Consider the following 22,525-nt stretch of genomic DNA (forward strand, 5'->3'; position numbering starts at 1 on the left):
GGGTAAAGAATGAGCATAACAAATTTTGATTTCCCATGGCATTCGGTGTTAGGATACGCGCCTTAATTTTTTCAGAATTCATCATGCGATTGACTCGACCCCTCTCCATTTGACGCACTCATTTAATCCCTAGTTTAGGGATATGTCGGAGTGCCAAAGGTGGTACGGGCTGATTGCGCGTGGGTCTTTTGCACTCCATTTCTTGTTGTTTAAATTTTAGAAAAGGATGTAAAAATGACTCACCATATGCAGCTCATGAGCTTTGTGATGCTCGCTGTCGGCTTATTGAGCTTTGCTGCCATTTATGTATTATCTAAGCGCACAAATTTTGGCGTGGTTTCGATGGTGGCACTCATCATCGGTGGCGTGCTTGGCGTAATTTTCCCCGGCGATACAGCTTACTTTGCCGTTTTTGGCACCATTTATGTGAAAACCATCTCCATGATGGTGATCCCGTTATTGCTTGTCTCTTTGATTCGCTCGATTAATAAAATGGAGTCCGTGCAGGCATTGCAATCGATTGGCTCAAAAAGCTTCTTTTGGTTGTTGTTTCAGGTGATTTTAGCGGCGATTGTGGCCGCAGTATTGGCATTGTCGATTGATTTAGGCAAGGGCAGCACATTAACAGGCGCTGAAGATTATGTGCAAAAAGCGGTGCCACCGATCACACAAGTGATCACTGATCTATTTTCGAATAACTTGTTTAAATCCATGGCCGCAGGGCAAGTGATTCCGGTGGTATTGTTTGCCATTATGGTGGGCATTGCATTGGTGGCTGTGCGCACGCGTGGGCGCAATGTGACGGCATTCATTGAGTTCATTGACGCGGCGTACATCGTGATTTATCAAATCGTTAAAGTGCTCATTAAATTGTTGCCGTATGCGATTGTGCCATTGATGGCCAATACATTGGCCACAAGCGATGCCTCAGTCTTAAAACCCTTATTAACGGTGATTGCTCTGACATTCATTGCTTGCTTTTTCCATATTTTCATCACGGGCGGTATTTTGATCGCCCTTGTTGCAAAATTAAATCCCATCAAATATTTTAAAGCGATTTTACCCGCACAAATCATGGCATTCAGCTCAAGAAGCAGTGCGGGCACATTGCCATTGTACATTGATTGCTTAACTAAGCGCGTGGGTGTTTCTGACAACATTGCAGGATTCGTGGGGTCGCTCGGTACAAGTGTTGGCATGGCAGGCTGCGCAGGCGTTTGGCCGGTATTGCTCGCAATCTTCGCCTTAAATGCCACAACGGGCGATGTGACGATGACGCAAGTGATCATCATCATTGCGTTGACGCCGCTTGTGTCACTAGGGACAGCAGGCGTGCCGGGCGGCGGTATTTTGATCGCCACAGCCCTCTTTTTAACGATGGGTTTACCTGTGGAAGTGGTGGGGATTTTTGCGGGGATTGATGCATTTGTGGACATGGCGCGCACTTGTGCAAATGTCAGTAGTTCTATGACTGCTGCAACCTTGGTGGCAAGCTCTGAAGATGCCATTATTCCGCCAGAATCTGTATAATCATCTGTGAATGACAAGCTCCGCACTGCGGAGCTTTTTTATGTGGGATCAATCGCGATGCCTTTTTTACGTGGGCTAAAATAGAGATAAAGAGCCAGTAAAACAAGGAGCGCTGCCGGTACAAAGAGTGAATGATCATGTAAATGGTGTGTTAATAATGTGCCACAGAATCCGCCAAGGGCAAAGCTACAGAGCACAGAGAAATAAAGAATCGCCGTTTTAAATGCGCTGTGATCACCACACAAAAATCGCATCAAGTGATTAAAGGCTAGTTGTGCCACCATGGTGACAGCAATGTTGCCATACAGCATGCCCTTCATTTTATGAAAGCCATTGCCTTGCATGCCCGCAATGAAGGAAATGATGATACAGATGCCAATCAAGCTCAAATAGGGCGTTAGGATGCCTGTGGCCAATAGGCAAAGGATGGCGGATTCTAACAGGAGAATAACAAAGGTCCAATTGAGTTTTTTGCGCACAGAATCTAAATATTGGATGAATACCGTAGTCATTGATCCTAAGCCAAATGCTAAGACGGTGAGCGCCGCAATTTTTAAATGTGCCCAATTGCCTGTAGCCAATGAGTGGCCAATCATGATCACATTGCCTGATTGCACCGTACCAAAGACGCCCGCTTGATCATAGGTAAAACCATTCATCATCCCCGCGATGATCGCTAAAAAGCAGGCGATGCCAGGATTTTCCATAACAGGAAAGGGGTGTTGATTCGTTGTCATAATCATGCCTTTGCCTTCAATAATGATGATGCTCAACGTATCATTTCATTTTTAATTAATCAATTGATATAAATGATTAAATAATCGATTTTAATGGTGATCTATACGCTATATATCAAGATAATATCGACTGCGCAGCTGCTTTTTTCTTGTGATATGCTAGGCAAAAATGATGAATGAGCCAACATTGAGGAGGATGGCATGAAGATTTTAGGGTATGGCGCAGCATTGGTGGTGATTTTAAGTGCTGCCTATGCGGACATTACGGCACGCGAGGCGCATCAATACATGCATGCAACGCAAACGGTGTGCGGTGACGTCAAGCAAGTGACGGTGACGAATAAGGCAGTGTTCATCAACTTTGATGCTGCTTATCCGAACCAAAGTTTTTATGGCGTCGTGTGGCAACGCAATGTCGATGCGGCAGGCGGCGTATATGCTTTGCGGGCGCTCCATGGTAAAAATGTGTGCATCACAGGTCAACTACAATTGTATAAACAGATTCCGAACATTCACATTGATGATGGCGCACAAATTGAGGTGCGCAAGAAGCGCTAATTTTCTGCTGCCCATTAATACATCTATGAAAATGGCAGAAACTTCGCTACAATAGCCACGCTTTGCGCTCGTAGCTCAGTTGGATAGAGTGTCAGTTTCCGAAACTGAAGGTCAGAGGTTCGATCCCTCTCGGGCGCGCCATTTTCATAATAGAAGAGAATAATCAATAATAGTAAAGCATAGATAGAATCAGGGTTCTACTATGCTTTTTTCGTTTCTAGAATAGCCAAGAATATAAAAATTTAGTTTAAAATAGAAGTAAATGGAAGTAAGATTGGAGTATCTACTTCCAAATTTGTAAGGTTTTACTTCCAAAATGGCGAAAATTATACTTCCACTTACTTCCAAACAAGTTAAAGAAGCCCAGCCTAAGCCTAGAGCTTACAAGCTTTATGATGGTGGCGGGTTAATACTGACAATTTATCCAACAGGTAAGAAAGTTTGGCGGTTAGATTATTATGATCTCAATAAAAAACGTAAAACTTACACAATTGGTGATGCGCAGCACATCCCTTTAGCCGCTGCGAGAAAAAAACGCGATGAACTCAAAGGGAATCTGGAGAATCATCAAAGTATCTCTAAAAAAGATATCATGACATTTGGTCAGGTTTTTTATGAATGGTTTGATAAATGGAAATTGCTTGTTGTTGAATCAACTGCAAATCGGGCCTTATCATCTGTCCAAAAAGATTGTTTTCCTACAATTGAAAATTTAGACATCACAAAAATTAGGCCTAAAGATATTGTTGCAGCATTAGCGCCAATCGATAAGCGTGGTGCTGGAGAAACATTAGAGAAAACAAAATCAGCACTTAAATTAACCTTTGATTATGCCATTGCACGAGGATTATGTGATATGAATCCTGTTACGTCAGTCACTGCATCGGCTTTTACCATACGTGAAAAACAGAATCATAGGGCGCTAGATCCATCAAAAATATATATGTTAAATGATTTTTTTGCATCTGATAGAAGTTCATTAATTGTTCGAAAATGCACCGAGTTTACATTAAGAACCATGTGCAGAATTAGCGAAGCTGTATATGCTACATGGGATGAAATTGACGGTGATGTTTGGACAATACCCGCTGAGAGAATGAAAAGCAGAAGGGCTCATATTGTTCATTTAACTGAACAATCATTGGAAATTCTCGAAGATATGAAGAAATTCAAATCATCTCAATATATTTTTCAAAATAATCATTTAAGTACACATATTCATAAAGACACACCAAATACAGCAATTAATCGCTGTGGTATTGATAGTACAGTACATGGTTTTAGGGCATTGGCTTCCACAGTATTAAATGGCACATGTTTATTTGATAGAGATGTGATTGAAATGTGTTTATCGCACAAAGATAGTGATGCTGTACGCGCTGCTTATAATCGCGCACAGTACTTAGAACACAGAAAAGAAGCTTTGATTTGGTGGAGTGACTTTATAGATATGTGTGATACAGAAAAAAATAATATGAAAGCCCTGAAAAAATTCAAGCTTATATAATTAAACAATGATTTCTATTTAAGTGGATGCTGTTGGATGAGGATTATTTTTATTTTAAGAAATGCCCCCGAAAAATCCGCACCTCACCACGGCGGGCTTTATGCAAAAAAGGCGTTTTTTTACGGCCAAAATTATGGCGTAGGTGCGTAGAAGAGGGCAATGCTGTGCAGTATTACCAAAGGATTGCGCTTGATCACATCAATGATAAGCAACCAAATTGGGATTCTGATTTATTTCGAATATTTATATTACTTTTTTCTTTAAATTTTCCGCCCTTAAATAGAGAGTTTTTAAAACTTGTGGGTATGTTTTAAAAGTAGTAATTTCAGTAACATTTTTTTATAACTCTTCCAAATGCATTGCAATCACTAGCTTTTGAGAGTTTCCAAAATGTAACATTTAAGTAACTTTTCTGTAATCAATATTACAAATAAGATGTAACATTTTTTATAAAAATAATCATTTAAATTCAAATAGATATAGATTTTTGTAATCTGAGGTTACTAAAAAATACTAAAATGTTACATTTTTAAAATCTCTTGAAATGTAGCAATACCAATGCTTTTGGTAAATATTACAAAATCAGGTTACTGATGTTACTCTTTTGAGAAACACCCCCTAGCTTTCTTCTAAGTCGTATTTGTCAAAATCAAATATCTTTTGGCCAAGTCGATGATTCACTGAGTAGAATTTTCGGATCATTGGATACAGCTCATTTTTGTAAAAGACTTTCGCAAATGGTGCAGGATTACCAAAGCCACCAGCATTTGTTGCTTGAATACTCATGAGCACCAATGGCACACGATGAACGGTGGCAATGTCATCACGTGACACATCTTTGATATTGACGAATTCATCTTTGGCTGCAATCTGGCTAATGGGAATCAGCTGCACAGAATCTTTATCCCCTTTGGGCAAATGAACGAGCAGGTTATTAAAATTACCTGACTGCTTTGTCTTTTTGAGCGTCTCTTCAATGGTTTTCATGCCCTTATCTGAAACATGTCCATTGATGGCAAGTATAAAGCCCGCATGCGATCCATTTTTGTAATATTTATAACGGAATAGGGTGCCTGCATGATTTAATGCAATACTGAGCATGGCGCTTAAATATGGTGGGATTCCATACACATTTTGATTCACATCATAAGCTTTGACATGAATCAGGTTGTTCTTTTTGATCTTCTCACCAAAGTTTTTGAGAAAGTAATAATTGCCATCTGTGCCAACGCGGGTATATTTGGCCATCACATGGCGATAGCGAATTGTATTGCCCACCAATGATTTAACAGGCTCAAGATAAGCATTGCCAAAAATTAGATAATCAGCAATGAAGGCTTCACACGATTCATAATCTAAAAAATGAGTATCTTTAAAAATAGAACTGAGGATGTTTTTTTTACAATCTAAAGCGGATTCATGATGGGTATTCAAACGAGGCAATTTGGTTAATGTGTCGTATGAAATGGGTGGAGCATAGTAGCCATCAATGGTTTGGCAAGATAACATATCAATGAAATCGTGTGGGCTGAAGATCTCAGGCTCGCCCATGTTAAATGTCACTACATCATTATTCATAATCATTCTCTCTATAAAACTACAATATGTTCATGTTCAGTATCGACCGTTGTGCCATCGAATCGTTCATAGCCCAGCGCGTACATCGTTGCCCAACTTAAATCTGCATGCCCATGTTCTTCATCTCTCACAGATTGGAACGTGGCATATTGCTGTGATTTGGTCATGGCATTTTTGATGTTTAAAAAACTGGATAAAAGATCCTGCCAACCTGCATCAAATTCTATTTTGCGCTCACGAAATAGGGTTTTGGCTTGTAGGACAAATAAGGTTTTTAAGGATAGATCGCTTTGGTAACGCGTTAAGTTTGGATAGAAGTTTTCCACGCGTTCAGCGATCACCAATCCCATGTTTCTGGTATCAATGCCAAGATGTACGACGTTGTAGCGATCTGTGATTTCTTTGAGATAGCGCTCTTGATTGTCAAAGGAGACATCCTGCCAAAAGTGCTTTTCTAAAATGCGATACGGCTCATTTTTATTGGATGGAATGGCAACCACAACACACGCAGCACCATCATTGGTGCGGGCAGGGTCATAGCCCACAGCCACCTTTTTACGGCCAAATGGTTTATGGGGTTTGGTTAAAGGTTCAAAGTCTGTCCACTTCTCCCATGAATCCACCATACATGCGCTTAAATCATTAAAATTAAATGCGCTTTCCATGTCATCAAAGAATTCGAACTCAAACAGCTTTGAGAATTGATCTGGCGTATAACGTAGACGTAAACTATCTAAATCCACTAAATCAAAACCGCCTGCAATCGCATCATGAATGGTGATGATCTTACGGAATTTACCATCTTCACACAGCCGCCCATTTTTAAGTGAGGCATGATCGACCTTAAAGGGTTTATTCTTTTTGTTTGAGTGGTATTCAGCAGCCGTCCAAAATTTATAGGCAGGATGCTTTTTACTAGAAGGCGTGGATAAATAATTAATAATAAAGTTTTTATGTGTCGCACATGCGGTCACAACGGTTTGTAACTCTTCAAAGCGAGGCATCCAAAAGAATTCATCACAGGTCACATCGCCTGTATAGCCTTGGGCAGTGTATGGATTGGCACCTAAAAAATAAAAGTTCAGATCATCTTTAAATTTAATGGCATCCCCGCCTGATAATTCAACCCCCGTCAGATTTTTAACAAAGGCCAACATGTAGCGTTTGGCTTGGAACGCCTGATTTTTACTGGCTGAAATGTAAATTTGATTGTGTTTGAGATTCACCAAACGGCGTAGGGCATAATAAGATAGAAAATAGGTAAAGCCAGCCTGTCGAGTTTTACCAAAAATGAATTCAGCCGAACTCTTTTTACTGTTTTTATATTTTTCAATGTCTTGAATGATCTGCGTTTGGAATGGGAATAGATCTTTTAATCCCTCATTGATTTGGGATTGGAATTTTTCCCAATCGAATTGATCGCTATTGATTTGCGCACTGCGTTTTTTGCGTTGTGGCTTGGGTGAGTAGATGTTTTTCATTTGTACACCAAGCTCTTTAAACTCACGCAATTCATTTTCTGTTTTGGTGTTCTTCATCAGTAAACGAATGTATTTGAGCTGAAAAGCATCTTGGCAACGTGTGAAAAAATCCGCCTCATCCCATTTATCATTTTTGCGCCAATCGTAAATGGTGCTCTCTGGCGTGCCAATCATTTTGGAAATTTCAGATACGCGAAAGCCCGCGAAATAAAAGAGCCTTGAAAGTTCGCGTGGTTGGGTGTTTTCTGGTGTGATGAGCAATTCATTATTCATGTGCTCATTCTCTATGGTTACGCGTAAAAAATAATCTCGTTTGAGTTTGCAACCCTTGAGGGCAAACTGTAATGACGTGCGTTCTGTTGCCATTAACGTAAAAATTGAATCCTCTTTTGTACGATTAGGATTCTATTCATGAATAAAAAAACGAAATGGACACGGGTTGCGGTCAGTGGTCCCACCATTGATGGGCGAGAAATCACCCCACAACAAATCAATGAAATGGCCGCGTCATATAATCCTGCGGTTTATCAAGCAAACATTTGGATGGAGCACATCCGCAGCTCATACCCTGACAGCACATTTGGCAATTATGGTCATGTTTTGGCATTAAAAGCGGAAGATTATGCAATCAATGGCACTACGCAGCGTGCGTTATATGCAGAAATGGAAGTGACGCCAGCCCTTGTTGAGTGGAATGCCAAAAATCAAAAGAAAGGCTTTTCCATTGAAATTGCACCAAACTTTGCAAAAACCAATCAAGCATATCTTTCAGGTTTAGGTGTGACCGACTCACCTGCAAGCCTTGGCACTGAAGCTTTGCAATTTAACATTCAAGTGCGTCATAAGCCTGAGCACATTTTTTCAACTGCATTGGAATTTACAGGCATTGATTTTGTAGACGATGGTGATGTGGATGCCAATGAAAAAGGCTTATTTAAAAGCTTATTTGCGGGTCTGTTTGCGGCACAACGTGAACAAAATGAACCGCCAAAATCTGCCCCAAAATTAGCAGAGTCAAACTTCTCACTTGAGTCATTAGAACGTGCTTTAACTCAATTTGCATCCAAGCAAGATGACGTGATTACAGAGCTCAAGCAACAAAACAAAGCGCTTTCAGACTCATTTACTGAACTTAAAACAGAGTTTGAATCATTAAAAAACACGCCAGAACCCAGTGCAAAACAGGAATTTGTTGCGGGCAATGGTGCCAATGAATATTTAGCAGATGTCTAAGGAAGAGTTATGAGCGAAGTTTTATTACAAAACACATTAGAGTGTTTAACCAATTACACAGCACGTCAGGCGGAATTGCATGGCGTGGATGTTAAAGCCATTGAAGCTGGCCAGAAGTTTACCATTAACCCGCAAACGGAATATGTGTGGGTGGAAAAGGTGGCTTCAGAAGGCATTTTAAGTGAAGTGGACATTGACCTTTGTACAGATATGATTGTCAATGATCTTGGTTTTGGTCCTTCACAGTTGGTGTCAGGGCGTACAAATACTGAAGATAAAGAGCGTGAAACAAGCGGTTTAGGTAAGCCGTCAGGCATTGTGTATACCGCTGTCAAAACAGATCATGACACGCATTTTACTTTTGCAGAATTGAACTCCTTTGCACGCACCAAAGAGATGTTCCAAAAGCGTTTACAAGATCGACGCTTAGAAAGTAAACGTGAAGATATGGAGCGCATTGGTTGGAATGGTGAAAAAGTTGCAGAGAACACCGATAAAAAAACCTATCCATTAGGGCAGGATGTGAACATTGGTTGGCTGCAACGCATTCGCACACATAAACCAGAACATGCCATCACTGAGTTAAATGGTGAAGCCATTAAAGTGGGCAAGGGTCAATTGATTGAAAACTTGGATCAATTGGTGGTTCAAGCATTGAGTTTAATCCCTAAGCAGTATCAAAAAGACCTTAAAGTTTATGTGTCCAGTGATTTATTGGTGGGTCGCCAAATGAAGTTGTTAGAGAAAGCGACCAACACTGAAACGGCACAGAAAATCACACAGGAAGCTTATTACGTCATCAATGGCTTGATTGCCAAATCCCCCGACTTTTTCCCCGATGGCACCATTTTAGTGACGCGTCCTAAAAACTTAGCCATTCGCATTCAAAAAGGCTCTGTGCGCTCATCTTATGAGATGAATTCAAAGCGTGATCGTTATGAGAATTACAACACGCAAAATGAATTTTATGCATTGCACAATTATGAACAAGCGGTGCTTGTTGAAAAAATCACCTTAGAAGATAAATAAGGGGGATCTGTGTTTTATTTCAAACGAGAAAAAGAACGCAAGCTTGCAGAGTTGCAAGGCAATGCAGCCACTCCAAATGATATGGATCCTGAGCAGCAGAATTTATTGGTGCGCTTAAAGCATGACCTATCTAGCTTACGCAGCATTTTGAGCTATGAAGAGAAAGAGCGCTTTAAAGCGGAACACCTTGAGGATTATCGCCATTGGGTTGAAGGCATTTTAGATAATCCAAATGCACCTGAAGATAAGATCACCGCTGAAATGTTCATTTGGGCAGTTGATGCGGGGGACATTGATTTTGCACTGCGCATTGCAACGTATTTGATGACAAACAATTATGATTTGCCACCGATCTTTAAGACCAATAAGGCAGGTGCCATCACGGAACAGATCACCAATCGGGCATTGAATCAAAAGCCAGATACAACGCTAGAACATTTATTGGCTTTGAATGATCTGATGATGGATGAAGATATGTTGGATGCCATTCGTGCGAAGTTAAATCGTGCCATTGGTGAGTTATCAGAAGAAAGTAATCCACAGTTTGCTTTGGCAGTTTGGAAGCGTGCGCTTGAATTAGATCCCGATGTTGGAGTTAAAACACGCGCAAATAAGCTTGAAGCTGCTTTAAACAAGCAAGAAGAGACATCAACCGACAAGGTTGAATAACGAGCGTCACCACGCGGGGGCTTATGTTGGGAAGCTGATCATTGATATGACACGCGAAGTACCAGCATACAGCCCCGTCATTGGAGGATTAGGATGAGCTTCATTGGTCAAAATAGCAAAAACAGTGAATTAATGATCCCACGCTCTGGCTTTTGGCCAGGGATTAATGGTCAAAGTTTTCGTGATGCGATGCGTATTTTAGACTCTGTTAAAAATGAACAAGTGGAAATGGCATTGTTGTCCGCCCTTGATTTGGTCATTTCTGAATTACGCATCTTCAGAGCAAAGCATGCTGAGTATTTGACACTTGAAGAAGTCCCCTGTGATGAATTGGCGGGTAAAAGCCGTTATGTATTTAACTTTGAACGTGCAGTATTTAGCGAAGGTAAAGCAAAGCTTTTAGAAGATTTTCGGGACATGGATTTGACGCGTAAATCAGGTGAAGACCGCGCAAGCCTCATTACGCCAGAAGTCGATGAATTGCGCCGTGACCGATGGAATGCTGTACGAACTTTTTATGATGAACCTGATGTGTTTGCGGTGTTGGTATGAGAAAGATCATTGCCAATGGCCAACAAACCATAGATGCAGCTTTATATGCGGCCAGTGTGCCAACGTCTCAATTTGATCAAGTGATCATGATGAAAGAGAACAGACATTTGGCAATGTTGCCAGCCATTTTACCTGCGCGCACGGTGATCTATTTGCCTGAGTACAAAGCGCCAGTTAAACAAACAATAAGTTTATGGGATTGATAATGTTTAAGTTAGGACAAAAATCACGTGCAAATTTAGTGGGTGTGCATCCACATTTAGTGGCCATTGTTGAACGAGCCATTCAATTGACTCAACAAGATTTTCAAGTTTTTGAGGGTGTGCGCACAGCCGCCCAACAAAAGATTAATTACCAAAAGGGCACGTCCCAAACATTACATGGTTCACGCCATTTGATTGGCAAAGATGGTTATGCCCATGCGGTTGATTTGGTGCCATTGATCAATGGCAAGTTGGCATGGGATTGGAATGGTTGCTATGCAATTGCTGAAGCGGTTCGACAAGCATCCATTGAGCTCAATATCCCGATTCGTTGGGGTGGTGTATGGAATGCATTGCTATCTGAGACCCGCGGCATGACCACAGAACAAGCGCAACAGAAATATGTTGATCAACGCATTCGCAGTGGCCAGCGTGCTTTTGCAGATGGTCCACATTTTGAATTGCCTCTCTCTCCACAATATCCACAGTTTTAGAGGGCAGACATGGAAAAGATTGATGATACAAAAGTCATGAGCTTAGGCGCTTTTGTGGTTGCCACCATTGTTTTATTGGTGATTGCGGTACGTGATCCAAGTGCATTGGGTGAAATCTATTGGATCTATTGTTTGGCATTTGCAGGCTTGAAAGTGTCTAAAGGCATTGTGACCACATTTCAAAAACGCGATGCCTTAAAAAAGGATGACCATGAATAGTTTTGTGTGGGGATTAGGTGTGCTCGGTGTGGCTGCATTACTGATCAAAATTGTGATGTGGCGCATGACGCAGTTAAAAAAGCAGCGAGATGAGGCAATTAAAGAGGGAAACATTGCGCATGAAATCATTCATAACGTCAAAAAAGCGAACCACATTAAAGCGCGTCATGCTCAGTTGTCTGATGCTGATCGCATTGAGCGCATGCGCACCAAAGGTTATTTACGAAGTGAGAAATGACAGTTGGTGTCTCATCTTTGATCCCATTTATGGGCATGAATTGGACACCAGTGGCACACAAGAACAATTAGAAAAGTACATGGATTTATACACATATTTTTGCAAAGAAGGCGGAAGCAATGGCAGTTGAGAGTCATCAAACAGTAACAATTCGGGAAGTGAATAAATCACTGCTGGCAATCCTAAGCACTTTTTTTGGCATCGGTATTGCCATTGCCACTTGGTATTTTTCGGCGAATAACAACCGATTGGACAAGTTTGCCAATGTGCAAAATGAAATGAATTTAAAGATTGAGAAATTCAGCATTACCACTGAATTGACTGATCTGAAGGTCACAAAGTTGGAAAATCGTGCCGATGCATTTATGACCAAGATGAGTGCCTTTGATAAGGAACTCTCTGAATCAAAAATGATTTTGAACAACCATGACCAGCTTTTAAAGAAACATGAGAACCAGATTAAGGAGCTCGAAAAACGATGAGAAAGCTCACATCACTGACCCAAATGCTTGAGCAATATGTGGATCAATCAAAATTTGATGTGTTCACAGATGAAGGCAAGATGACCAAAAGCAATGCCAAAGCGTTGGATTATCGTTTGAGTTATCGAGCCAATATTTACATTAATGATTTTGCAGGCGATGCATTGTTGTTATTTGCCGCGGTTGGGGAATGGATGAGTGAGCATGCCAGTAAAACAGGCGGTGATGAATTTATGCGATTTGAAACGGCATTAGAACGTGAAACCGATGCATTCATTGCCATTGAGTTGCAGTTGGTTGAGAACGTATCCGTCAAAAGATTGGATGGGAAGTTGGTGACTCATGCATGCTGATTTAGGGGCTTTAAAAGATTTGATCAAAGCATTATCGCCCGTTGAACGGAAGAAATTGGCCAAAAGTTTGGGGATGGTGGTACGTCGAAGTGCAGGGCAGAGAATCAAGAAAAACGTGGATCCGGAAGGATCAGCATTTGTCCCACGTAAGCCACAAAAATACTCAATGAAGAAAGGCAAAATGTTTAAGCGCCTTTCGCAATTACGCAGATTAAGCATCATTGCCACTGACCAAGGCGTCAATGTGCAATATAAAAGTGGCTTAGATGGCTATATTGCAGGCGTTCACCAATTTGGGAAATCCTCCATCGTGAACCGTAAAAAACGATTGAAGCATAAATATCCCGTGCGTGAGCTGTTTGGCATCACAAACGATGATCAAAAAGCATTAGAAGATGCTGTTAAACAACATTTAGGATTTTGAGATGTTACCGTCAGACATTCATAGAAAACTTCAAAACATGAACCCTGTGGGCAAGATTGTCGCGGTTGATTTAACGACAGCGCCAGGCTTAGTGCGTGTTGAAATCGATCAGGGTGTTTATAGCGATTGGATGCCATGCGCCATGCCATTCATTGGTGGTACATGGATTTGGTGTGCGCCAAAAATCGGTGTCTCTGGCACTGTGATGATGGAAGGTGGTGAGGATGATGTGTGCCGTTTTGCCCCCAATTATTTTGATGAAAGTAACTATCCCTATTTGTCTGAAGCTGACTTTAAAATCCATTTTGATAATGGCGATGAGATCCACCACAACACAGAAAGTGGCACTTTAACTTTAAACAGCTCTGCCAATGTGATTGTCAATACTCAAACCGCAGAGGTACATGCCCCCACGATCACGTTAGATGGTGACACCACCATTGAAAAATCCCTCACGGTTAAAGGTTTTACGAATTTAGAAGGTGGCTTTGCGATGAGTGGTTCAGGCAAAGCGGGCACCGTAAATATTCCGATTGATTTTAAAGTGGATCCAACCATTAATGGCAAAAAATATAGCCAGCATCATCACAGTGGTGTGCAAGCTGGTGGTGATCAAACAGGGGGTGTTGTGTGATGAATCGAATTACGGGGCATGAAATCCCTATGAACCAACACATTCAGCAATCCATCATTGACATCATCACAACGCGCATTGGCTCACGTGTGATGCGTAGAGAGTATGGATCTCTATTGCCTGAGTTAATCGACCGACCTGCAAATGATGAAAACATGATGCAACTGATGAGTGCAACGGTGATCGCTTTATCCATTTGGGAGCCACGCATTACTGCAACCTTTGTGAATTTTACACCTGTATCTAATGCAGGACTTGTCGATTTAGAGATCGCAGCAACCATTAAGGAAAGCGGTGAACAGTTCTATATGAACCAGCGCTTATTGCGTAATCCTGATGCGCTCAATGATTTTGTCAAAGGAGCATCCGCATGATTAATTTAGAAACATTGCCAACGCCAGAGGTCTTTTATGAGATTGATTATGAAAAAGAGTTATCAAATTTAGAGGCTCAATTTCGTGTATTGAGTCCTGATTATGCAACATTGGTGCTTGAGAGTGATCCCATTAAAAAATTGTTGGAACTTTCAGCCTATCAAACCGTTTTATTGAAAAACGAAATCAATGAGAAGCTCAAGCAAACCATGTTGGCATATGCCACACAAAATAATTTGGACAACATTGCAGCCAATACAGTGACGGAGCGTTTAATCATTCAGGCAGGTGACCCAAATGCCAATCCGCCCATTCCCACCATTTGGGAGGCAGATGAGGATTTACGTTACCGCGCACAAAATGCCCCTAAAAAATGGTCTGTGGCAGGACCCGCACGCGCTTATGAATTATTGGCACGTTCTGTGGATGGCAGAGTGAAAGAAGTGGGCGTACATGCGCATACACCAAAAGCGGGCGATGTGACATTAACCATTGTGACCCATGATCAAAAGGGTGTGGCTGATGAGGTATTGCTAAAGAAGATTGAAAACTATCTTGAATCTGAAGAGGTGGTGCCACTGTGTGATTCTGTGTATGTCAAGAAAGCAGAGTTTATTGATCAAGCCATTGAAATTACGGTGACGTATTACAAAGGTCAGGTGAAATCACTTGTGGATCACTCTGTACAACAACGCTTTGAAGCCTTGAAAAAGGATGTGTCAAAGCTTGGGGAAGCTCTAACACTCAATGCCATTCATGATATGGCACGCGCACCAGGTGTGCAGAACATTAAGATCATTGCACCGAAAGCAGATGTGATCGCTAAAGCGAATCAGGTGATCCGATTAACAGGGATCAAAATGAATGATGGTGGTTTCTATGCGTCCACATGAATTATTGCCCACATCTAGCACGCAATTAGAACGTGATTTAGCGGATGTCTGTGCATTATCAATGCATGATTTTAGTTATGCCGCGCTCAATAGTGCAGAGGATTGTCCAACTGAATTATTAGGGTGGTTGGCATGGTCAAGAAGCATTGAAGATTGGGATGAATCATGGCCAGAAGATCGCAAACGCAAAATGATTAGAGAAGCGCCTGCCATCAGTTTGCAAGCAGGCACTGTGGCATCCATGCGTAGAGCAATGCGCTCTGTGGGTTTTGGTGAAATTGAATTCATTCGTAGAGGGAAGCGCCAACAACATGATGGTTTGTTTAAACACAATGGCCGCATTCGATATGCCAAGCAAACCACAATGACATGGGCGCAATACATTGTGGCTTTTCAATCGCCATTGACAACTGACCAAATGGAAATGGCCAAAAGCATTTTAAATGCGACCGCCCCTGCACGGTGTGAATTGTTAGATGTGCAATATGCACGCCCCATGAAGCATGACAAAACATTTAAGCACAACGGTACTTATAGATATGGAGTGAGATAAATGCCTGAAATTTTAAAGAATATTAAAGCTGAAGATCGGCTCAAAAAGATTCGCATTGTCAGTGAAAATGATGATGTGATGGGTGGTCAGCCTGAGGCTGATGGTATGAAGGAAAATGATAACAATGCCATTTTTGACTTGGCTTGTTCAGTGATGCATGCATTGGCCGAAGTTGCCAAAGTTGATCAAAAAGCCATCCCACAAATTTTGGATGCCTTGGGTGATTCACGCACAGCGGGTGCCAGTCAGCGCATTGTGAATGAAGTCAATAAACTTGCAAAAGCTGCACAAACAGCCGCGAATCAAGCCAATGACAAAGCGAACACGGCAAATACAGCGGCAGCAACAGCGGATAAAAAAGCAGCTGCGGCACAGAATAAAGCAGATAGTGCTTATAATCTAGCTGAGAAAAAGATTACAGGTGGCTCTGTTGTGCAATCCATAGGCACATCAACAACAAACGTGATGAGTCAGAAAGCTGTTAGTGATCAGTTGAAGAGCATTGAAAACAGTCACGGGTTAGGATATGGGCAGAAATGGGTTAATGTTACGAGTCAGAGAACGTTTGATACGTTATACAAAAATAATACTAATAAGCCGATTTGCGTACAAATAAATAATGAGTTTGATAACTACTACGATCCCCTCAAGATTTTTATCGATAATACATTAATTCTAGAAACAGACCAGGGTAACGGCAAAAATTGGTACGGCCATACATCTTTTATCGTACCCGCAGGCTCAACATATAGAGCAGAGAAAGTCGGTTGGAAAAATTTAATTATTTGGAGCGAACTACGATGAAACACTACACAAACAAAAAAACAAATGAAGTTTTTGGTTACGAATCAATCGAAGACGCTCAAAAATTCAACGATGATTTCGAGAATCTCGTTGAGATGACTGATGAACAATTCATTCAGTTTAGAGACCATAAGTCAAAAGGCGGAAAATGGACTTATCAAGGTTGGGTGATCGATGATGCTTTACTGAATAAAGAACAAGCCCAAGAAGCAAAACTGATGTTGCAAAAGCTTTTAGATGAGAAGTCATCACTTCAGTCAGATATGAACATGCATCTTTTATTAGATGAAAAAGAAGAAGCAAGAGCAGTTGCTCAAAAAATCAAAGATATTAATTCAGAAATTGAAAAACTCAAGGAGTAATCATGGAAGTCTTACGACAAATCCAAATCGGCGCTGTGCGCTATCAAAAAGGTGATGTGATTGACGTGAAGAAACTCACCAAAGAGCAAATTGAAAAGATGGTTCACGCAGGCTATTTGACGGATGGTAAGAATAAAAAAGGAGAGAAATAATGAGCACTGCATATTTACATGGTGTGCGCCTGACGATTGATGATCAGGCATATATTGAAACACGCATTATGGCCACAGATACCATTGGCGTTGTGTGTACTGCGGAAGATGCGGATCCTGAAGTGTTTCCGTTAGATCGTTGTGTTTTGGTCTTAGATATTAAAAAAGCAATTGCCAAAGCAGGAAATAAAGGCACGTTGTCAGAAACATTGCAATCGATTGATGCAGAAGTGCGTGCGCCTGTTGTGGTTGTGCGTGTGGCAGAAGGTGAAAGTGAAGAGACGATTGCCAATATTATTGGCAAGGTGAATGACAATGATAGCGTGACAGGGCTCAAAGCACTGGCATTAGCGCCCACTCAAGTGGGTGTGACACCGCGCATTTTTACCATTCCACTTTATGATAAATCTGAAGCTGTGGCCAAAGCATTGGTGGAGCATGCAGAACGTCAATATGGTTTTGCTTATATGAGCATGAGCCATTGTGAAAATATCGCAGATGCTTTGGTATACCGTAAGAAGTTTGCCAATAACTATGGCATGTTCTTTTATGGTGACATCATCAAGTTTAATCCACAATTGGCCGCAGAAGTTGAGCACTATGCGGGACCAGCATTGGCAGGTTTACGCGCCCGCTTAGATCAGGAGAAAGGCTGGCATTATTCCATTTCAAATAAGGTGCTCAAAGGTGTGACAGGTTTAACCAAAGAGGTGACATATAGCGGCATCAATGGCTATGGCACAGGTGCAAACACGTTGAATGAAGCGGGTATTTCTTGCTTTGTGTTAGATGATGGCTACCGCACTTGGGGCAACCGCACCACCGCGGGACCTGATTCATCCATGTACTTTGAAGTCTTTGCACGTTCAAGCCAAGTGGCAGCCATTACTTTGGCAAATTTACTCAAAAACATGACACAAGATCAACCGATGAATCCTGCGCGTTTGGATCAGTTCAAACAACGCGGTGATGCCATTTTATATGATTGGCAGCGTGCAGGCCGTATTTTAGGTGGTGAGATTATTCTACATCCTGAATTAAATGGTGATGATGCATTGATGAGTGGCCGCCCTGATTGGTTACTTGAATTGACAGCAGTGCCACCGATTGAGTCTCCAGGATTAACGGTGCGCTTATCCGATAAATTCATTAAAAATGCTGTAGGAGGTTAATCATGAGCATTGTATTGCCACGCATTTTACGTGCGTTTGATTTGTATGTGGGTGACAACAACTATGCTGGCACCTGTGAAAAAATTAAGTTGCCGAAGAACTCACCAAAATTAGAAGAGTTGAATGCAGGTGGTTTATCACGTCCACTTAAAGTGGCTGTGGGTTATGACGCTGATTGGGAAATGAGCTTTTCAACCAAAGGGTTGGATTTTGATTTGCTGGTCAATAGCAATTGTTCCGTGGATGGTGTGCCCATCATGATTTTGGGCTCATTAGGGGAAGGGGACAGTTGTACAGAACGAGCATTTAAAGCCTATTTTTGGGGGCAAATTCAGGAAGCAGATGCAGGTGATTTATCACTCAATGAATTGAGTACAAATGATGTGACATTGGCGGTTGCACGTGTTCAGTATTTCGTGGATGGCAAAGAGATTTACTTTGAAGATCCCATGAACATGATTCGCCGCATCAATGGTAAAGATCAATTGGCAGACCGCCGTCGTCACTTAGGGAGACAATAAACATGAGCGAACAAAAAACAGTGAGATTAAGCAAGCCTGTAATGGTGGGCGAAACTGAATATACAGAAATTGTGGTGCGTGAACCGAATGTGATTGCCCTTAAAGGATTGTCATTGCACGCATTGCAGTTTGGCCATACCGATCCATTGATTGAGTTGCTGCCAAAAATCACGGAGCCACGTTTATCGCAGACGGTCATCAAAAAGATGAGCGTTAAAGACATCAGTAAGTTTGCATTAGTGGTCACAGCTTTTTTGGTGGATCCGCTCGATTGGGCGGAGGAAGAGGAACAGATGGAGGCATAAAGTCAAAAATGGTGGTGATCGGGTTGTCGTTCCCGTTCATCACTTATGGCGATATGTGCAACATGGAAATATCTGAATTAAATGGGTGGTATGAGGATGCCAAAACATACCAAGAAGAGCTAAAGGAGGCACGTGGTGGCTGAGTTGAAAATGGAAGTGATTTTACAGGCATTTGACCACGTGACCTCTGTGATGCGTGGTATTGATGGCTCAATTGGTAAAACCAAGCAGAACATCAAAGATTATAAAAAACGCGTTCGAGAGCTCAATGATCGCATTCCACAAGTTGGACCATTGAGCAGGGCGCAGCAACGTGATCAACAAGAACTTGAGAAAACCTCTCGTTTAATTGAAAGGCAACAAGCGCGATTGACGCGACTTTATAAAACGCAGGCTCATCGAAATTCAGGAAAACAAATGATGGGTGCAGGTGGTATGCACATTGCAGCGGCCACGGCAATGGGTTATGGCGTATCGCGTTTTATGGATGATGGTATGAACTTTGATACGACGATGGGCAGAGTTCAGGCTTTAACACGTTTGCAAAAAGATGATCCCATGCTGGCAGCATTGCGGGCAAATGCTAAAGAATTGGGTGCTTCAACTTGGGCGGATCCTACACAAGTTGCTCAAGGCCAAGCATTTTATGCGATGGCAGGCTTTAAACCTGAAGAGATCATCAAGTCAATGGCGGGTACATTGGATTTGGCTAAAGCAGGTGATGTGGATATTTCAAGGGCGGCGGACATTGGGTCAAATATTCTCTCAGCTTTTGGCTTATCAGCCGATGAAATGGACCGTGTGGGTGATATTTTAGTGGGGACATTTACGCGTACGAATACAGATCTTGAGATGCTTGGTGAAACCATGAAATATGTAGGGCCAATTGCCAAGGGATTGGGTGTCAGTTTAGAGGAAACCTCTGCCATTGCTGGTGTGTTGGGGAACATTGGTATTCAAGGCAGTCAATCAGGTACAGCCATGCGTGCGATCTTCAGTCGTTTAGCAGCAGGACCGAGCATGGCAAAGAAAGAGCTGGCTAAACTTGGCATTAAAACGAATGATAAAAAGGGCAACCTTAGAACGCCTGTTGATTTATTGAGAGAAGTGTTACAGAAAACAGCCAAAATGGGTAATGCTCAACGCATGGGGATTTTGAAAAGTATTGCAGGTGAGGAAGCGGCTGCGGCTTTTTCTGCATTGATTGAGAAAGGCAACTTAGAAGATTTAAATCGCATCATTGATGAGCTGAAGAACAACCATGGTGAAAGTAAGCAATTGGCCAAAGTCATGGCGGATAACTTATCAGGCGATATGCAGCAATTAAATTCAGCATGGACGGATTTTAAGATCTCTATCTTTGAGGTGAACAATAAAGGGCTACGTAATACGTTTAAATGGCTCACTAAAATCATGGTTAATATTGGGGATTTTGCCAAAAGTAGTCCAGATATCATTAGTAATTTGAGCTACATCGCAGCAGGTGTGATGGGCATTACAGCCTCATTAGGTTTGGCTAAATTGGCATGGGGAGCATTTCAGTTTGCTGTGCTTGGTAATCCCATTGTGGCAGCCATTGCTGGCATTGGCTTGGTCATGTATGGCGTGTATAAAAATTGGGACAGCTTAGTTTGGTTTTTCACAGATGGTGTTTTTCAAATAGGGAAAGATCTGCGGAATGTCTATGACTGGTTAGGGAGCTGGATTGGCAGAATCCCCATCATTGGCTCTAAGTTACAATTTGTCTTTGATATTGGCGCTAATACTATTTTGGGGATTGGCACTGCATTTAGAAAGTTTGGGGAGTTCATGGGTGCAGGGGTCGCTTTTGTCGTGAATGCCTTTAGGGATTGGGACTCCTCGTTTGCGGTATTAAAGTCCTCTGTGGCGGAATTTTGGAACGATATGGTCAAGTGGGCACAACCAGCCATTGATAGAGTCATGAAAATATTGCAGCCGTTTTTTGATGCTTATTATGCCATTGTCGGGAAAAAAGACACGGCTATGTATGACAAATTAGACATTGAAAATAAAACAGGTTTGACCTATGGCGAGTTTGGGACTTTAAGTCCAGAAGTACAATTAAAAGCAATTGGCGGCAATGCGCATTTAAATGATGCGGCTCGCCAAGAAGATTATCAACGCATATTGCAAAACCGCATCAATGGGACTGGCAATCGTACACAAACCAACACATTCAAGATTAACATTACAGTGCAAAGCAGTGATGCATCCGCCATTGCTGAATCAGTTAAGCGTGGCATTGCCAGCGTTACCAATAAAAACAGTGCATTTTTAGGAGATGTGACGTAATGAAAGTTCAAATGGTTTGGGGATTTTTCCCCTTTGCTTTGGAGTCATTGCCATATGAGCAGTTTACAAAGAAAACGGGCTATAAATATGCGAGTAATTCACGGGTGGGCACGCGTGATGCCCATCAATTTTTGGGTCCTGGTGATGAAATGGTGGTGTTGTCGGGCAAACTTTTACCCATGCTGACAGGCGGGCGCAATGTGTTGGAAATTTTGCGGTTACAGGCAAGCAGCGGGCAGGCATTTCCTTTGATTGAAAGAACGGGCAGAATTCATGGCAATTATATTTGTATGAATGCCGATGAAATTGCCCGTCAGTTTGAGCACACAGGCGCACCACATATTGTGGATTTTACCCTTGAGTTCAAACGGGAAGGGGATGATCTATTAGGTGCATTGGGTGTGCTGACAAGCCAGATTAGTGGGTTGATTTAATTCCCTAGTTTAACTTGTTCCCATTCTGTTTTGAGTATTTCTTGAGTCATGATACTAATCATTTTCAGAGTGATTGTTTTTGTATGTATATAAAATTGCATTTGGTCAGTTGAGGATAATTGTGCAAAACTATCGCAATATAGAGGAAATGGTGCTGCGAATGGTGCACCCCAATATTCAGATATTTTTTGACAAAATTGATTGATATCCTCGATACTTAAAGGATTAAAAATAAAGCAATTTACTTCCCCTAATAATCTAACTAATTCTAGTGATTTATCATTTTTTATAGTTTTTGCTTGTGGTGACAACAGCAGTGTTACATAGGATGTTATGTACAATAATCTATTGTGATTTTCTTCTGTAACTAACTGAGGTGTAAATACTATATTGTTTTGGTGGTCATAATTATATGATTTCATGTTATATACAAGTTGCAAATATTCTGCCATATTTTTACGTAAATCATTGATCCATTCTTGTCTGTTTTTTGATAGTACTTCTATTTCTCTTTTTTTTCTTTCAGATATGACACTGTTATACCAAGCTAAAACAAGAGGAAATGAAACATACATTATGGTTAGTAGCACAGAATAATTGCCTAGTTCTGTATTCTTAAATATAGCTAATGTCACCGCTAAAACTATGAGAATTGAGGATACACCTAGTATAAATCCTAATAACCAAGACTCAGATAGTCTTTTATTATATTTATCCATGA

The 22,525-nt window shown here is 41.4% G+C and carries 30 protein-coding genes and 1 tRNA gene; 27 read left to right on the forward strand and 4 right to left on the reverse strand.

Annotation, left to right across the window (positions count from 1 at the left end):
* Positions 1-234 precede the first annotated feature (234 nt).
* Entirely contained in the window at positions 235-1,530 is a 1,296-nt protein-coding gene (locus B143_RS0102395; RefSeq protein WP_051063857.1) for a dicarboxylate/amino acid:cation symporter, read from the forward strand.
* 38 nt (positions 1,531-1,568) lie between these two features.
* Here the strand turns inward: B143_RS0102395 and B143_RS0102400 are convergent, their stop codons facing one another.
* The gene (locus tag B143_RS0102400; protein WP_038195845.1) at positions 1,569-2,267 is read right to left on the reverse strand and encodes a YoaK family protein; all 699 of its coding nucleotides are present in this window, start codon (positions 2,265-2,267) and stop codon (positions 1,569-1,571) included.
* Positions 2,268-2,468: 201 nt separating this feature from the next.
* Here B143_RS0102400 and B143_RS0102405 point away from each other — a divergent pair, with 201 nt between their 5' ends.
* The 3 genes from B143_RS0102405 (at position 2,469) to B143_RS0102415 (ending at position 4,332) form a co-directional block, all read left to right on the forward strand.
* Entirely contained in the window at positions 2,469-2,825 is a 357-nt protein-coding gene (locus B143_RS0102405) for a hypothetical protein (protein ID WP_018122044.1), read from the forward strand.
* 64 nt (positions 2,826-2,889) lie between these two features.
* A tRNA-Arg gene (locus B143_RS0102410) sits at positions 2,890-2,966 on the forward strand.
* A 175-nt stretch (positions 2,967-3,141) separates the two neighbouring features.
* Entirely contained in the window at positions 3,142-4,332 is a 1,191-nt protein-coding gene (locus B143_RS0102415; protein ID WP_018122045.1) for a tyrosine-type recombinase/integrase, read from the forward strand.
* 618 nt (positions 4,333-4,950) lie between these two features.
* On the opposite strand, the gene B143_RS0102420 is transcribed toward B143_RS0102415, so the two are convergent.
* Entirely contained in the window at positions 4,951-5,910 is a 960-nt protein-coding gene (locus B143_RS0102420; RefSeq protein ID WP_018122046.1) for a phage portal protein, read from the reverse strand.
* An 11-nt stretch (positions 5,911-5,921) separates the two neighbouring features.
* The gene (locus B143_RS0102425) at positions 5,922-7,664 is read right to left on the reverse strand and encodes a terminase large subunit domain-containing protein (RefSeq protein WP_162137858.1); all 1,743 of its coding nucleotides are present in this window, start codon (positions 7,662-7,664) and stop codon (positions 5,922-5,924) included.
* Positions 7,665-7,802: 138 nt separating this feature from the next.
* Between B143_RS0102425 and B143_RS0102430 the strand changes: the two genes are divergently transcribed.
* From B143_RS0102430 to B143_RS0102550, 23 genes are all read left to right on the forward strand, one after another.
* Positions 7,803-8,624, forward strand: a complete 822-nt coding sequence (locus B143_RS0102430) for a GPO family capsid scaffolding protein (RefSeq protein WP_018122048.1) — start codon at positions 7,803-7,805, stop codon at positions 8,622-8,624.
* Positions 8,625-8,633: 9 nt separating this feature from the next.
* Positions 8,634-9,653 carry a P2 family phage major capsid protein gene (locus B143_RS0102435; protein ID WP_018122049.1) on the forward strand — a complete coding sequence of 340 codons (1,020 nt, stop codon included), beginning with the start codon at positions 8,634-8,636 and terminating at the stop codon, positions 9,651-9,653.
* A 9-nt stretch (positions 9,654-9,662) separates the two neighbouring features.
* Positions 9,663-10,322 carry a phage terminase small subunit gene (gene gpM / locus B143_RS0102440; protein WP_018122050.1) on the forward strand — a complete coding sequence of 220 codons (660 nt, stop codon included), beginning with the start codon at positions 9,663-9,665 and terminating at the stop codon, positions 10,320-10,322.
* 93 nt (positions 10,323-10,415) lie between these two features.
* The gene (locus B143_RS0102445; protein WP_018122051.1) at positions 10,416-10,874 is read left to right on the forward strand and encodes a head completion/stabilization protein; all 459 of its coding nucleotides are present in this window, start codon (positions 10,416-10,418) and stop codon (positions 10,872-10,874) included.
* Positions 10,871-11,077, forward strand: coding sequence for a tail protein X (locus B143_RS0102450; protein WP_018122052.1), 207 nt, complete (start codon positions 10,871-10,873; stop codon positions 11,075-11,077). Before B143_RS0102445 ends, B143_RS0102450 begins: the two co-directional genes overlap by 4 nt.
* A gap of 2 nt (positions 11,078-11,079) precedes the next feature.
* Entirely contained in the window at positions 11,080-11,571 is a 492-nt protein-coding gene (locus tag B143_RS09670) for a M15 family metallopeptidase (protein ID WP_018122053.1), read from the forward strand.
* 9 nt (positions 11,572-11,580) lie between these two features.
* On the forward strand, positions 11,581-11,790 hold the full coding sequence (locus B143_RS0102460; protein ID WP_018122054.1) for a hypothetical protein: 210 nt from the start codon (positions 11,581-11,583) through the stop codon (positions 11,788-11,790).
* Positions 11,783-12,028 carry a hypothetical protein gene (locus B143_RS0102465; RefSeq protein ID WP_018122055.1) on the forward strand — a complete coding sequence of 82 codons (246 nt, stop codon included), beginning with the start codon at positions 11,783-11,785 and terminating at the stop codon, positions 12,026-12,028. The genes B143_RS0102460 and B143_RS0102465 overlap by 8 nt, the downstream gene beginning before the upstream one ends.
* Positions 12,029-12,147: 119 nt before the next feature.
* Positions 12,148-12,510, forward strand: coding sequence for a hypothetical protein (locus tag B143_RS0102475; RefSeq protein ID WP_018122057.1), 363 nt, complete (start codon positions 12,148-12,150; stop codon positions 12,508-12,510).
* Complete coding sequence (locus tag B143_RS0102480) at positions 12,507-12,863, forward strand: phage tail protein (protein ID WP_018122058.1); 357 nt, start codon at positions 12,507-12,509, stop codon at positions 12,861-12,863. The genes B143_RS0102475 and B143_RS0102480 overlap by 4 nt, the downstream gene beginning before the upstream one ends.
* Entirely contained in the window at positions 12,853-13,287 is a 435-nt protein-coding gene (locus tag B143_RS0102485; protein ID WP_018122059.1) for a phage virion morphogenesis protein, read from the forward strand. Before B143_RS0102480 ends, B143_RS0102485 begins: the two co-directional genes overlap by 11 nt.
* A gap of 1 nt (position 13,288) precedes the next feature.
* Positions 13,289-13,921 carry a phage baseplate assembly protein V gene (locus tag B143_RS0102490; protein ID WP_018122060.1) on the forward strand — a complete coding sequence of 211 codons (633 nt, stop codon included), beginning with the start codon at positions 13,289-13,291 and terminating at the stop codon, positions 13,919-13,921.
* Positions 13,921-14,295 (forward strand): GPW/gp25 family protein, encoded by a 375-nt coding sequence (locus tag B143_RS09675; protein ID WP_051063859.1) that lies wholly within the window; start codon positions 13,921-13,923, stop codon positions 14,293-14,295. The genes B143_RS0102490 and B143_RS09675 overlap by 1 nt, the downstream gene beginning before the upstream one ends.
* The gene (locus B143_RS09800) at positions 14,292-15,188 is read left to right on the forward strand and encodes a baseplate assembly protein (RefSeq protein WP_018122062.1); all 897 of its coding nucleotides are present in this window, start codon (positions 14,292-14,294) and stop codon (positions 15,186-15,188) included. The genes B143_RS09675 and B143_RS09800 overlap by 4 nt, the downstream gene beginning before the upstream one ends.
* On the forward strand, positions 15,175-15,741 hold the full coding sequence (locus B143_RS0102505; protein ID WP_018122063.1) for a phage tail protein I: 567 nt from the start codon (positions 15,175-15,177) through the stop codon (positions 15,739-15,741). The genes B143_RS09800 and B143_RS0102505 overlap by 14 nt, the downstream gene beginning before the upstream one ends.
* A complete protein-coding gene (locus tag B143_RS0102510) occupies positions 15,742-16,545 on the forward strand; it encodes a hypothetical protein (protein ID WP_018122064.1) in 804 nt (267 codons plus the stop codon).
* A complete protein-coding gene (locus B143_RS0102515) occupies positions 16,542-16,907 on the forward strand; it encodes a hypothetical protein (protein WP_018122065.1) in 366 nt (121 codons plus the stop codon). Before B143_RS0102510 ends, B143_RS0102515 begins: the two co-directional genes overlap by 4 nt.
* Before the next feature lie 2 nt (positions 16,908-16,909).
* The gene (locus B143_RS09925) at positions 16,910-17,059 is read left to right on the forward strand and encodes an NUDIX hydrolase (protein WP_018122066.1); all 150 of its coding nucleotides are present in this window, start codon (positions 16,910-16,912) and stop codon (positions 17,057-17,059) included.
* A complete protein-coding gene (locus B143_RS0102525) occupies positions 17,059-18,231 on the forward strand; it encodes a phage tail sheath subtilisin-like domain-containing protein (RefSeq protein ID WP_018122067.1) in 1,173 nt (390 codons plus the stop codon). Before B143_RS09925 ends, B143_RS0102525 begins: the two co-directional genes overlap by 1 nt.
* Before the next feature lie 2 nt (positions 18,232-18,233).
* Positions 18,234-18,752, forward strand: coding sequence for a phage major tail tube protein (locus B143_RS0102530; protein ID WP_018122068.1), 519 nt, complete (start codon positions 18,234-18,236; stop codon positions 18,750-18,752).
* A gap of 2 nt (positions 18,753-18,754) precedes the next feature.
* Complete coding sequence (locus tag B143_RS09685; RefSeq protein WP_018122069.1) at positions 18,755-19,057, forward strand: phage tail assembly protein; 303 nt, start codon at positions 18,755-18,757, stop codon at positions 19,055-19,057.
* A gap of 135 nt (positions 19,058-19,192) precedes the next feature.
* Positions 19,193-21,370 carry a phage tail tape measure protein gene (locus B143_RS09805; protein ID WP_155964844.1) on the forward strand — a complete coding sequence of 726 codons (2,178 nt, stop codon included), beginning with the start codon at positions 19,193-19,195 and terminating at the stop codon, positions 21,368-21,370.
* Entirely contained in the window at positions 21,370-21,804 is a 435-nt protein-coding gene (locus tag B143_RS0102550) for a phage tail protein (protein ID WP_018122072.1), read from the forward strand. Before B143_RS09805 ends, B143_RS0102550 begins: the two co-directional genes overlap by 1 nt.
* Here the strand turns inward: B143_RS0102550 and B143_RS0102555 are convergent.
* Positions 21,801-22,523 (reverse strand): hypothetical protein, encoded by a 723-nt coding sequence (locus tag B143_RS0102555; protein WP_018122073.1) that lies wholly within the window; start codon positions 22,521-22,523, stop codon positions 21,801-21,803. The two genes, B143_RS0102550 and B143_RS0102555, sit on opposite strands and share 4 nt — an antisense overlap.
* Positions 22,524-22,525 lie beyond the last annotated feature (2 nt).

Source organism: Wohlfahrtiimonas chitiniclastica DSM 18708, from assembly GCF_000375345.1.
In the GTDB taxonomy this organism is placed as follows: Bacteria; Pseudomonadota; Gammaproteobacteria; order Cardiobacteriales; family Wohlfahrtiimonadaceae; genus Wohlfahrtiimonas; species Wohlfahrtiimonas chitiniclastica.